General features: G+C 36.8%; 11 protein-coding genes. 7 read left to right on the top strand and 4 right to left on the bottom strand.

All coding sequences use genetic code 11. The features are described from left to right. Positions 1–48 precede the first annotated feature (48 nt). Both pulA and AB5Z52_RS08785 read right to left on the bottom strand, forming a co-directional pair. Positions 49–2,058 carry a type I pullulanase gene (pulA, locus tag AB5Z52_RS08780; protein WP_029487348.1) on the bottom strand — a complete coding sequence of 670 codons (2,010 nt, stop codon included), beginning with the start codon at positions 2,056–2,058 and terminating at the stop codon, positions 49–51. 199 nt (positions 2,059–2,257) lie between these two features. Next, the gene (locus tag AB5Z52_RS08785) at positions 2,258–2,857 is read right to left on the bottom strand and encodes a TetR/AcrR family transcriptional regulator (RefSeq protein ID WP_288551753.1); all 600 of its coding nucleotides are present in this window, start codon (positions 2,855–2,857) and stop codon (positions 2,258–2,260) included. 354 nt (positions 2,858–3,211) lie between these two features. Here AB5Z52_RS08785 and AB5Z52_RS08790 point away from each other — a divergent pair, with 354 nt between their 5' ends. Genes AB5Z52_RS08790 through AB5Z52_RS08800 form a run of 3 tightly spaced genes read left to right on the top strand, consistent with a single transcriptional unit; the run spans position 3,212 to position 4,276 of the window. Beyond that, on the top strand, positions 3,212–3,523 hold the full coding sequence (locus AB5Z52_RS08790; protein ID WP_288551752.1) for a PadR family transcriptional regulator: 312 nt from the start codon (positions 3,212–3,214) through the stop codon (positions 3,521–3,523). A gap of 1 nt (position 3,524) precedes the next feature. After that, entirely contained in the window at positions 3,525–4,115 is a 591-nt protein-coding gene (locus tag AB5Z52_RS08795) for a DUF1700 domain-containing protein (protein WP_005473031.1), read from the top strand. Beyond that, on the top strand, positions 4,112–4,276 hold the full coding sequence (locus AB5Z52_RS08800; protein ID WP_005473033.1) for a hypothetical protein: 165 nt from the start codon (positions 4,112–4,114) through the stop codon (positions 4,274–4,276). The genes AB5Z52_RS08795 and AB5Z52_RS08800 overlap by 4 nt, the downstream gene beginning before the upstream one ends. Before the next feature lie 220 nt (positions 4,277–4,496). On the opposite strand, the gene AB5Z52_RS08805 is transcribed toward AB5Z52_RS08800, so the two are convergent. Then, positions 4,497–4,970 (bottom strand): DUF2798 domain-containing protein, encoded by a 474-nt coding sequence (locus tag AB5Z52_RS08805; protein WP_005473035.1) that lies wholly within the window; start codon positions 4,968–4,970, stop codon positions 4,497–4,499. 260 nt (positions 4,971–5,230) lie between these two features. Here AB5Z52_RS08805 and AB5Z52_RS08810 point away from each other — a divergent pair, with 260 nt between their 5' ends. After that, on the top strand, positions 5,231–6,601 hold the full coding sequence (locus AB5Z52_RS08810) for an MFS transporter (protein WP_029487350.1): 1,371 nt from the start codon (positions 5,231–5,233) through the stop codon (positions 6,599–6,601). Between the two features lie 80 nt (positions 6,602–6,681). On the opposite strand, the gene treP is transcribed toward AB5Z52_RS08810, so the two are convergent. After that, entirely contained in the window at positions 6,682–8,673 is a 1,992-nt protein-coding gene (treP, locus tag AB5Z52_RS08815; RefSeq protein ID WP_003128990.1) for a PTS system trehalose-specific EIIBC component, read from the bottom strand. Between the two features lie 331 nt (positions 8,674–9,004). Between treP and AB5Z52_RS08820 the strand changes: the two genes are divergently transcribed. The 3 genes from AB5Z52_RS08820 to treR are packed head-to-tail and all read left to right on the top strand — an operon-like array spanning position 9,005 to position 13,067. Then, positions 9,005–11,632, top strand: a complete 2,628-nt coding sequence (locus tag AB5Z52_RS08820; protein ID WP_005473039.1) for a glycoside hydrolase family 65 protein — start codon at positions 9,005–9,007, stop codon at positions 11,630–11,632. A 14-nt stretch (positions 11,633–11,646) separates the two neighbouring features. Next, positions 11,647–12,297: a beta-phosphoglucomutase gene (gene pgmB / locus AB5Z52_RS08825; RefSeq protein WP_003128987.1), complete on the top strand. Its 651-nt coding sequence runs from the start codon at positions 11,647–11,649 to the stop codon at positions 12,295–12,297. A 53-nt stretch (positions 12,298–12,350) separates the two neighbouring features. Next, positions 12,351–13,067, top strand: a complete 717-nt coding sequence (treR, locus tag AB5Z52_RS08830; RefSeq protein WP_003128986.1) for a trehalose operon repressor — start codon at positions 12,351–12,353, stop codon at positions 13,065–13,067. The last annotated feature ends 160 nt before the right edge of the window (positions 13,068–13,227 follow it).

Below are 13,227 nucleotides of genomic sequence, written 5' to 3' on the forward strand. Positions count from 1 at the left end.
ATACAATTTAACTTTCTTCTTAATTTAAAAATTTTAAAAATAAAATAACTATTTAGCTAAAAGTAAAAGACTTTTGGCAGCGATGTTGATTTCCTTCACGATCTCTCCACGTGGCTCTATACCTGCTCCAAAATTATCTGCAACGATCCACCATTTCTCTTGCTTGAATTCTTCCCTATTTACCAAAATGTCTTTATTGCTGCTGTTCACCAAAACAGCTAATGATTGCCATGTATCATTGTAACCATTATTCGGAATAATATATGCAAGGAAATTTTCATTGTTACTCTCAATAAACTGAATACTTTCAGCTGTTCGAATCGTGGCATCTCTCAATGGAGGATAGAATTTACGGATCTGCCACATACCTTGATAAAATGACCGCAACTCATTAAAAGTTTGTGCGCGTTTCCAGTCTAGCTGATTAATTTCTATCGGTGAACGGAAAGAATTTTCGTCTCCTTGTTTGGTACGGCCAAACTCTTCGCCTGCTTGGGTCAATACTGCTCCTTGGCTAGTAAACAAAATGGCTGCTGCTAGTTTGTTGCGGGCTAAAAGCTCAGGATCAAAATCATAATTTCTTTCCTTCGCTGAAGCCTGCATGGTTGCCACCAGTTTGTCCCATAAGGTCAAATTATCATGGACTGAAGCATAGGCGATCACTTGGCGGGGAGATTTTGCCCAGCGCTCGGCGCCTTCTTGTTCAGCAACTTTCGTATTTCCTTGAATCGCCGTTGCCAAATTTGCCGCATAAAAGGTTTGCTTGACTTGCGGTTGACCATTCATTCCTTGAATAAAAGCTCCGTCTGTTTCTTCAAAGACATCACCTTTGATACTGTCTCTTAAATCATTGCTAAAAACCGCAACGCCTTCTGACAGTGCCCAGACATTACTTTTATTCGCTGGGATGTTTGGCTGGATGATACGATTGCTGCCGGCATCCCATGGTTCTCCGTATAGAATAACATGAGAGAAACCTTCCGAATCCAGGCTTACACGCAGTTGATTCATCGTCTCCACATCGATCAGTCCCATCAAATCAAAACGAAATCCATCAATTTTGTACTCCTTAGCCCAATAAAGGATTGAATCAATAATAAACTTGCGCATCATTTTACGTTCTGAGGCAATTTCGTTGCCACAGGCAGAGCCATCAGCGAAATTTCCTTCTTCATCCTGACGGTAGTAATAGTTTGGCACAGTCTTATTAAACCAAGAAGATTCTGTGACTGCAGTATGATTAAAAACGACGTCCATTACTACACCAATAGATTCCTCATGGAGAGACTGAATCATTTGTTTGCATTCCCGAATGCGGGCTTTGGGATCCTTCGGGTCTGAAGAATACTTTCCTTCCGGAACGTTATAATTCTTAGGATCATATCCCCAGTTGTAGGCTGTAGACAGCTCGTCATTATCAAAATCAAAGATTGGCAACAGATGAACATAGTTAATCCCCTGCTCTTTCAAATAGGCGAGCCCTGTTGGCTGCCTTTCATCTCCTTCAAGATGCGTATTCTTTTCAGTAAACGCTAGATATTTTCCACGATTTTTTTCTGAGATGCCGCTAGTTTTAGAACTACTGAAATCTTCCACATGTAATTCCCAAATGTAAGCGTCTGTAATCGTATCTTGGCCAACACATTCTGTCTGCGACCATCCCTCAGGATCCGTTTCTTTTAAATCAACGATAGCCCCACGATCCCCATTGAGACCGACAGCTTTCGCATAAAGATCAACCACTTCAACCTTCTCTTGTCCTCGCTGGATTTCAAACGTATAGAACATTTCTTTGACTTCATCCGTAACTGTGACCTTCCAACAATTATTTTCTTGCTTCATTGGAACTGTCATCACACGATCCTTGTCTTTAACCTCTCCGCTTTGATAAATAATGACTGAAACTGCATCAGCCTCTGGCGTCCAGCATTTAAAGGTTATCGCATGCTCTTGAAAGGTTACGCCAAGGTCGTTTCCTTGGTAAGTATGCTCTTCCAAAAAACAGATTCGCTGATCGATTTGAGCTTTTTTATCTGAATAATTATCTGTTTGACCCATCAAGATTCCTCCATCACTTGTTTCTTTTTAGTCATAAAACACCTTACTTTTTGCTAATTCTACCTTCTCATATTTCTTGAAAATTGCCAACAATAAACCCATACTATTCGTTTACAAGAAAATGAATGAGCCAAGAATTTTTATAAAGCAAGAAGCCTATCAAGTAATGAAAAAAATTAAAAAACAGTTTATCGTTATTTTAAAAACCAGCTTCGATGACTGATTGTGGTAATATTTCTCGATAAATATACATAGAATCAATCAGTGTACGATAAAAATAGTCTTTAATATCTTGTAAAAATTCTTCTATTGCTTGCATATTCTCTCCCCGTACATAAGTAAGAACGAGACCAGAAAAGAAAATCAAACTTTCATTATGCAATTTTTCAATGTCTTCGCAATTTGCTTTTTGATATACTTCGGATTCAGCCATTGTCTCTATAAACAATGACAATGATTGATCTCTTAAATAGGAACCACACCCTATATCATTCAAAAATAACGCAAAAAATAAGTTCCTATTTTGGCTGGCAAACAAATAATAGTTAAGCCAAAACGTATACAATGGATCATCCTCTATCTCCTTTTTCAAAGAAAGCTCGTGAATCTCTGCCAAAACATCATCAATCATTGCCTGTTTATAATTTTGCATATTCGAAAATTGCAAATAGATCGGTTGTGTAGAAATCTTTGCATATTTCGCAATTTTTCTAACAGTGATGGGAGTATACAAATATTCTTCTAAATGACTGCGTAACCTATTGATTAAATATTTCTTTGTGATTGTTTGTTTTCTCATTATTAACTCCTTTCCTGATAAACACACACTCTCTTACTAACTTCTTTCGTAGCTGGACTGAGTATCGTGTGTCTTTTATCAAGCAACTTTTCCAACAGCAATTACCTAACACAACAACTATACGTTTGTCTAAAATCCTAACAACTTTTTATTAGTAATACTTTACCAAAAGAATCTAATATAAAATAATCAATATTTTCACCGTACGATGAATTTTAAGTAAGGAAAAATGACTGGAAGCAAAAAAAATAGGCGCAACCTGGAAGTTACTACGTCTTGAGACTGATTTCCAAAAATCGACTTGCAAAACTATACTATGTTTTATATAGTATTATGTATAAGGTGGTGTAGTCATTGGATAGTCAACTGAAAAAAGGGATTATCGAATTCTGTGTGTTAGCTTTTTTACAAAGAGGAGACTCTTATGGATATGAAATCGTTAAAAATATTGCTCCTCTATTGCCAATCTCTGAATCAACTTTATACCCTATCTTGAAACGCTCAGAGGCAAATAAAAAAGTTTCGACTTATTCAAAAGAACATAATGGCCGGCTGAGAAAATATTATCAAATCACTGCTCATGGTCAAAATAGTATCCATGAATTTTTGACTATTGATTGGCCTCATTTAGAAAAAATTCATCATTATATTAAAGGAGACAACTGACATGGATCGCATAACATTTATTAAAAGTTTAGCAGCTGAATTAGCCTATAAGACCAAACCAAGTGAGATTCATCATCTTATTGATTATTATGATGAAATGATCCAAGATTTGATGGAAGAGGGACTCTCTGAAGTTGAAGCTGTAGCCAGATTAGGGACTCCTCAAAGTATTGCTCAAAGTGCATTAGGTGCCGAAGAAATTGTCGTAAAAGTTCCTCGGCGTTTTCATCCATTCTTATTAGTGATAATTTTTCTAGGATTTCCTCTGTGGGGAAGCTTACTGTTAACCGTTCTATTGTTGATGCTTAGTGGTTTGATAGTTATTTGGTGCCTTCCATTCAGTACAAGTGTTATTGGCATAACTTCACTGATTGGCGGCATTGCAAGTGTTGTTTTAAGCCCTTTACTACTATCTCAAGGTCTTCACTTTTCTATCACCCAGCTAGGTCTAGGCGTCACGATGTTCGGAATAGGGTTAGTATGTATGATTTTTACTTATATGCTTAGTAAACCCATCTTAGGTTGGACGCAACAGTTTATTCATTTGCCTAAAGCGTTATACAAAAACTTTCAAAAGCAGGTGGTAAGATGATCAAAATAAATAAACGTTTGCTGCTAATGATAGGCGGGGCATTCATTTTTCTAGGGCTATTCATTTGTTTTTTAGGGTATGCATCATCAGGGTTTTCTCCTGAAGCATACATCGTATCTGACCGTCCTTGGTACCAACTTTTCAATTTTTTTACAGATTAAAATATGTTCAAAGCAATGATTTCACCGAGCAATGAAATTGTTGAACTATACTTTTCTTCCTATGCATACTATTATGTAAGTACATCCTGTATCCTATTTTATAGGGTAAACAAGAAACGCCATACCATCCTATGGTGTTTTTTGTTTGTTATTTAACAAATATATTTAGATAAAAAGCCACTTCTGAGTTCAACCTCAGAAGTGGCCCTTTGTATAAATTCTATTGAATTTCTTGTACCGTACCTATGGGAAATAATTTTCTAAATAATCGTCGTACAATTGGTCCGGCAATCAATAATTGTAACGGTAAAGCAACAACTACATTCTTACCAATATTAGATAACCATGTCATTAATAGTCCTTGATTTACATTCGGATGCATTACAGCACCAAAAAGTGACATAAAGAAAACCATGCCAGCAATCATCATTGATGAGATTAGACCAATCTTTTTCCAAGCTGGGGTATCTTTTTCAATAAAACGGAAAGCAAATGCTTTCGCAGGACCTGAGACAATAAACCAATCTAAAATAAACGCAATACATATAGCAAATGGCAGTTCATTCCAAGCCAATTGAAAAGCTATTGCAGTAATTCCCACCTCATACATTAAATTGTAGACACTCATGAAGTACACCATAAAAAAACACATAAATGTCGTATAGATCAAACTTTCTTTTTTGTTAATCGGCATTTAAAACTTCCTTTCTTTTTTACATACTTGATTATTCTAACAAAATAAAAATTTTGGTGTAAGGATTTTTTTGAAAAGTTTCAAATAAAATTCAGTTTTATTTTTCAAACATTTCTATTGACTCTTCAAAAAGAAGTCAGTACAATAGCTTTTAGATTAAATCGTACAGATAACAAGCAGTAATGCTTGTCGAGAGAGAGGCGGTTTCTATTTATTTAGAAACTGGCTCTTTTTTTATGAATTTTTTTAGAGGTGATAATATGGAGAAAAAAATAAAATTGTTAGGCGCTATTATAGCAACCGGTATTATGTCATTTGCTGGGGTATTGATCGAAACAGCTATGAATGTAACATTTCCGACTTTGATTAATCAATTCAATCTTTCTACTTCAAATGTGCAATGGGTTACAACAATCTATTTGCTGGTGATATCGATCATCGTACCAATTTCTACTTTTCTGTTGAAACAATTTCAAATTCGAACATTATTTTTGGCTGCTAACGGGTTGTTTTTAGCAGGATTACTGATTGATTTCCTCTCCCCTTCCTTTGCTATCCTATTACTTGGTCGTTTACTTCAAGGGGCAAGTACAGGAATTGCTTTACCGTTGATGTTTCATATCATCCTTACGTACTCTCCTTTGGAAAAAAGAGGAACTATGATTGGAATCGGAAATTTAACTACTTCAATTGCACCGGCGATTGGTCCTACTTACGGAGGTTTATTGACTTCTCTCTTGAATTGGAACTACATTTTCCTCTTCTTAATACCCGTCTTATTGGTCTCATTGGTTTTAGGTCTTTATTCAATACCTAAAATTGCAATTGAAAAAACTGGTCGTCTGGATTTGTGGAGTGTTTTGGGTATCACTTTTATGTTTAGTGGCTTTTTGCTTTTCTTAAACCAAATTGGTTCTCTTACGAGCATATTTCCATTAGCACTTGGTATTTTAGGTGCAGCTCTTTTCTATAAACGTTCCTTGCAATCTGAGCCTTTGATTCGCTTATCTGTATTCAAAAATCGTTCTTTCCGATTATTCTTATTCGGATTTCTTGTCTGTCAGTTTCTTTTACTTGGAATCTCATTTGTCTTGCCAAACTTTGTTCAAATAGTCCTTGGTCAGGACGCATTCACTGCTGGATTGGTTATGTTGCCTGGTGCGATTGTAGGTGCTGTTCTAGCTCCTCTTTCAGGCCGTATGTTGGATAGCATCGGACCTAAAAAACCGATTATGATTGGTCTTGTATTGATTACTTTTGGCTGGTTAGCGTTGGCCTTGCTATTGCACCTGACGTTTTTGTGGGCGTTTATTGCTGCCCATGTCTTTTATATGATCGGAATCGGTTGTTCGTATAGCAATATGATGACTATGGGGTTAAGTAAAATTGACCAACATTTGGCCGCCGATGGAAATGCCGTCTTCAACACACTGCAACAATTTTCTGGCGCTGTCGCAACAGCTTTAGTTGCGACAATGATCGACCTTGCTCAAAAAGTAAGTCCCGATTATATTTCCGGAACAATTTTAGGGTCACAAATCGCTTTATTCTTCCTATGGGTGCTAGTATTGCTAGTCGTATTTCTAACTTTGCGCTACTTTTATAAAGAACGTGTACGCCAAACAAAATAACCCTTTAAGAAAAATAAAACAAAAAAATACGGCTCATGAATGGAATGATAGCTTCCTTTCATGAGCCTACTCTTTTTTATTTAGCGGACTTCAGCAGCCCCTACTCGATCATGCGCGTGTACACTGCCGGTTTTGTTGATTGTCAGCTGATTGATCTTTTCAGCGTTCGTAAGAACCGTAACAACATCTGTTTTCTTTCCAGCTTTGGTAACAGCTTCTAGATCCATCTCAGCAATCAATGTATCTACTGTGACAGCATCACCTTCCGACACTTTGACAGTGAATGGTGCGCCTTTTAATTCAACGGTATCTAATCCCATATGAACTAAGACCTCTGCCCCACCAGGAGTCAAAATTCCAATTGCATGTTTTGTTTCAAAAATACTTGAAACCGTCCCTGCAACAGGAGCATAGATTTTTCCGTTACTTGGACGAACTGCATAGCCATCACCCATCATTTTTTGTGAAAAAACAGGGTCTTCCACTTCACCGATTGCAATGATTTGACCATCTGCCGGTGCATAAAGCATTTCCTCAGTTACAGTAGTCTCTTTTGAAATAGTTTGAGATGGAGTGTTTGCTACACCAGCACTTGCACCTGCTGTTGCCAGTCCTTCTGCATACGCATTGTCTTCAACACTATTGACTGAATCAATTTTATTAAAGATTCCTTGACGGCGAAAAACTATGGTTAAAATAAACGGTACAACTATTGCAATCAGCATTGCCATCCCAAAAGCTAACAAACCTCCGCCTTCTGTTGCGTTGATGGCTAAAATACCAGGTAATCCACCGACTCCTATTGCATTTGCTCGCACACCCATTAAATTATTAAACATACTTGCAATACCTGAACCAATCATTGCAGCTACAAATGGATAAACATATTTTAAGTTGATCCCAAACATTGCAGGTTCTGTCACTCCCAAGTAACAAGAGATTGTTGCTGGAATTGAAACCTGTTCTTCTTTTTCATTCCCTCGATGTAAAAATACAATCGCTAATACAGCAGAACCTTGTGCAATATTAGATAGCGCAATCATCGGCCATAAATTTGTCGTACCAAATGATGAAATCAACTGCATATCGATTGCATTTGTCATATGATGAAGTCCAGTAATAACTAATGGTGCATACAGGGCTCCAAAAATCAGACTAAACAACCAGCTGACGGAAGAAGTCAAGCCTGTATTAACAACGTTAGAAATAATGTCTCCTAACCACCAGCCAATCGGTCCTAAAACAACATGTGCAGCTAAAATTGTTGGTAATAAAGAGAATAACGGAACAAAAATCATTGAAATCGCTTCTGGTATATGCTTCCTAAAAAAGATTTCTAAATATGCTAACATAAAACCAGCCAACATCGCTGGTATAACTTGTGCTTGGTAACCAATTTTATCAATTTGTGCAAATCCAAAATCCCAAAATGGAATATCAGCAGCTGCTGTACTAGCAACAGAATAAGCATTTAACAACTGTGGAGAGACTAATGTAATCCCTAAAATAATACCAAGAATTTGAGTTGTTCCCATCTTACGAGTAATACTCCATGTGATACCTACTGGAAGAAAATGGAAAATTGCTTCCCCAGGTAGCCATAAGAAATCATTAACTCCACTCCAAAATACAGATTGGGAAACAATTGTTCCACTACCAAAATCAATTCCTTCCAAAACATTACGGAACCCCAGAATAAGTCCTCCAACAATAATAGCTGGTATAATTGGTGTAAAAATCTCTGCCAAAACTGCAATAGCCCGTTGAAACGGATTTTGATTCTTTTTTGCAATCGCTTTACTTTGTTCTTTAGAAACTCCTTCAATCCCAGATACCGCTGTAAAATCATTGTAAAACGTTGGAACATCATTTCCGATAATCACTTGAAACTGCCCAGCATTTGTAAACATCCCTTTAACACTTGGAATATCTTCAATGGCTTTCTCGTTTGCTTTCGACTGATCATTCAGTACAAATCGCATCCGCGTCGCACAGTGAGTCACAGCTGCAATATTTTCTTTACCGCCTACATACTCCAGCAATTTCTCAGCATCATCCCGATACTTCCCCATAATAATAAACCCCTTCCATTTAAACTTGTATATATATGTTTTTATTTCATGCTAATCATAACTTTATATTTACAATATTGCAAGCGTTTCATTCTATATTTTTTTCACTAAAGACATTTGTGAAAAATAATCATTCAGAACATGCTTTATTTTTGTTGGTACAAAAGGATTTTCATTCAAAAAAATAAACTTTGAGCAAATAAAAAAAACAAATCACTTTCATTTAACTTTACACAATAATTTAAAAAAACAGCCTTATTAAATTGAAAAAGCTTACAATATCGGTTATAATCATTTTGCATGTATAGACAAGTAGAAAGGAGAGAATACTGTGAACAAAATTGAGATCACTAATGATCAATGGCTATTGGCCGACCACATGGGTGCTATATTCACGTTTACAGGGACCACCAATGAACGAATAGCAGCATTAAAGAAACAATTGGAAAAGAATCAAGAGGGAGGAATCCTTTCCGACTCATTCGTCTTTACTAACGAAGAAGGAACCTTTTCATTAGATCAATGGTTAACCGAAAAATTAAATCGAGCGTTTGTATGTGGAACTGAAGAAAGCTTTGAAGAGAAGCGTTTGGAGATTCCTTGGCAATTAGAATATTATGGCTATACTCCTGGCAAAGATGAGTACTCCGTTGAATCACTATTAACAGTAGGAAATGGCTTTATAGGGTTGCGTGGTACTACACCAGAAATGGAGATTTCCGATGCCAATTATCCTGGGCTTTATTTAGCAAGTCTCTATAATACGGCGGAGTCAGAGGTGTCTGATCGTACCATTACAAATGAGGACTTCGTCAATGCACCAAATCTGCAAAAAATTTATTTAGTCATTGATAACGAAAAAATCGATATCGCACAAAATACACTTTTATCTTTTAAGCGTCAATTAAATTTAAAAACTGGATTATTTACCTCCTTCGCTGAAATCGAAACACAAACAAAAAAGCAATTAAGAATTGAAACACAAAAAATTGCTAATATGGGAAATAGTCATCACTACTCCATCCTTTACCGCTTTACTCCACTTAATTTTACCGGAGAAATCGACGTGATAAGTGAAGCAGATGGTTCGGTCTACAATTATAATGTCGCACGCTATCGAAGCTTGACAAACAAGCACTTGACCATTCAAACAACGGAGTATTTTAAGAGCAAAGCTCTACTCATTGCCCGTACAAATCAGTCTGACATTACGGTTTGCCAAGCATCACAATTATTTTCTGATGACTTTTCTCTTGAAACATTAAAATCAGAAAAAACGGCAGAAAAAGTAATTCAAAAATTAACAATTTCTGTGGAGAAAAATAGAACTTATACTTTAGAAAAATCAGTTACTGTTGCTAAATATCAAATGGGAGAACAAACAACTACTAGCAAGCTGGCACTTCTTTCACTACCACGGTTTAAAGAAATGTATGCTGAATCCAAAGAAGCTTGGCGCAAACTATGGGAGAATGCAGCCATTACCATTGATGGGGATCTCATGTCACAAAAAATGCTGAATCTTCACACATACCATCTATTAGTGTCAGCAGCACCCAACGCCTATGAGCAATCTCTTGATGCTAGTATCACAGCCCGTGGTCTCCATGGTGAGGCTTACCGTGGTCATATTTTTTGGGATGAATTATTCATCTTACCTTTTTATATTCTTCATTTTCCTAAAACCGCCAGAGAGATCTTACTTTACCGCTATCAGCGCTTAACGGCAGCCAAGAAAGCAGCCAAAGAAGCCGGATACCAAGGAGCAATGTTTCCATGGCAATCTGGTTTAGATGGAACAGAACAGTCACAAGAACTTCATTTGAATCCTATCAGTGGTGAGTGGAAAGAAGACCATAGCCGATTGCAACGTCACGTTTCTTTAGCGATTGCCTATAATGTATGGCAGTACTGGCATAACGTTCGTGACCGATCTTTTATGGAGCAATACGGTTTAGAATTAATTTTAGAAATTGCTCATTTTTGGCAGAGTGCTGCTACTTTGGATTCTCTCACAGGCCGTTACTCAATCGAAGGTGTCATGGGACCGGATGAATTTCATGAAAGCTATCCCAACAGTCAAAAAGGTGGGTTGAAAAATAATGCATATACTAATATGATGGTAGTGTGGTTGTTTGAAGAAGTGGAAAAATTACGCAACCAACTTTCACCAGAAATCTTTCAAAGTGTAGCAGCTAAAGTGCAGCTTTCAGAGGACAATTTCTCACAAATGACCGATATTCGTAAAAATTTATGTTTAGAAATTAATCCCGAAGGAATTATTGCACAATTTGAAGGCTATTTTGATTTAAAAGACTTAGACTGGGATCATTATAGAGAAAAATATGGGAACATTTATCGTATGGATCGTATTTTAAATGCTGAAGGAAAAAGCGCCGATGCATACAAAGTTGCCAAACAAGCTGACAGCCTAATGATTTTTTACAATTTTTCAACAGCGCAAGTGCATCAAATTTTAGATGATCTTACTTACCGCTTACCCGAAGATTATGTAGAAAAAAACTTGCATTATTATTTGGCAAGAACTTCTCATGGCTCTACACTCTCTCGAGTTGTACATGCTCAATTGGCAGCAATGGTTGACCAGCAAGATCTCGCTTGGTCTTTATATCAAGAGGCTCTCTATTCAGATTACCGCGATATTCAAGGAGGAACCACTGCCGAAGGAATTCATGCGGGTGTAATGGCGGCAACTCTCTATATTCCGCTAACGACATTTGCGGGAATCGATTTTCGGGAAGATGTGATGCGTATTGATCCAAATCTGCCTAAGCAATGGCAAAATATTCAATTTAATATTCAAGTCAGAGGTATTAATTATCACTTTAATGTTACACATGAAACATTGACAGTTGTAGCTGACCAAAATACAACGATCATTCTTTCTGGTGCTACTCATGAATTAAAAGCCAATAAAGAACAATCTATCAACTATTAAAGGAGAGTAACATAATGAAAAAAGGGTTTGTTTTTGATTTAGATGGTGTGATTACAGACACAGCCAAATATCACTATATCGCATGGAAAGAACTAGCCGCTGAAATCGGTATTGAAATCGACTTAAAATTCAACGAACAACTAAAAGGGATTAGTCGTATGGATTCCTTAGAGCGTATTTTAACATTAGGAAATAAAAATGATGCTTATAGTTCAGAAGAAAAAGATGCTTTAGCAAGCAAAAAAAACACTCACTATGTTCAATTACTTCAAAGTCTGACTCCGGATGACCTTCTTCCGGGTGTCAAAACTTTTCTAGAAGAAGCAAAACACAAGGGGATTCCTTGTGCTATCGCATCGGCATCTAAAAATGCGCCATTTATTTTAGATAAATTGGGTGTCATGCAGGATTTTGATGTAATCGTTGACCCAGCCACACTTTCTAAAGGTAAACCAGATCCAGAAATCTTTATCCAAGCTGCAAAAGGGCTGAACATTAAACCTAGTGATGCAGTTGGTTTTGAAGATGCCCAAGCAGGTATTGATGGCATTAAGGCAGCTGGCATGTATGCAGTTGGTGTCTATTCTGGTGAAGAACTGCATGGAGCTGACACAATCGTCGAAAAACTGACGGATCTTTCAATTGATGAATTATTGGCCAAATAGCCGATTGCTTTTCAAAAATGCCCTCGCTATAATAGGCAAGAGGAGGCAATCCCATGAATAAATTCAAAGAGATATTTTTGGATCTTGAACAAAAGATACTGTCAAACGAATACCCGCCACACTCTCTTTTACCTAGTGAGAACCAATTAATCAAAATGTACAGTGTTTCTCGTGAAACGGTTCGAAAAGCCTTGAATCTTTTAAAAAATGCTGGCTACATTCAAAAAAAACAAGGAAAAGGTTCAATCGTTTTAGATCTGAATCGTTTTGACTTTCCTATTTCTGGTCTAACTAGTTTTAAAGAATTACAAGATACTCAACGTATTCCTAGTGAAACAAAAGTAGTTGAAATTCGTAAGATCGCCGTTTCACCAAAATTACATGGTATTACTGATTGGCCAGTTGCTTCTGAAGCTTGGAAATTGGTACGTCAAAGAAAGATTGATGGTGAAGTTGTCATTCTAGATAAAGATTATTTAGATGCTTCGATTATTGAAGAATTGCCTGAACGTCGAGCACAAGACTCGATCTATGATTACTTTGAAAATGATCTTGGACTTGAAATTGCCTATGCACAAAAAGAAATTACCGTGGATCCAGTCAATAAAGAATTAAGAGATTTAATGGACCTTCATCCTGATGATCAACATGTTGTTACTGTACGTAGTTTGGTTTATCTTGAAGACACACGCTGTTTTGAATACACTGAATCGATACATCGCTTAGATAAATTTCGATTTGTAGACTTTGCGCGCAGAAGAAAAATCTAACCTCTCTTAAGTACTAGGCGGCTTTGATTAATTTTAATCCTGCTAACGAGGGCTAAACTATTTGATAAAAAAGAACCTTGGCTTGTAGTGACCCCAAAAAGTTAGACTTTTATGGAGTGGAGAAATCCACTCCTTTTTTGTATGATAAGATTAACTGTTA

Origin of the sequence: Enterococcus sp. RTP21361st1_A6_RTP21361_211029 (genome assembly GCF_040910045.1) — a bacterium.
GTDB lineage: Bacteria > Bacillota > Bacilli > Lactobacillales > Enterococcaceae > Enterococcus_D > Enterococcus_D gallinarum.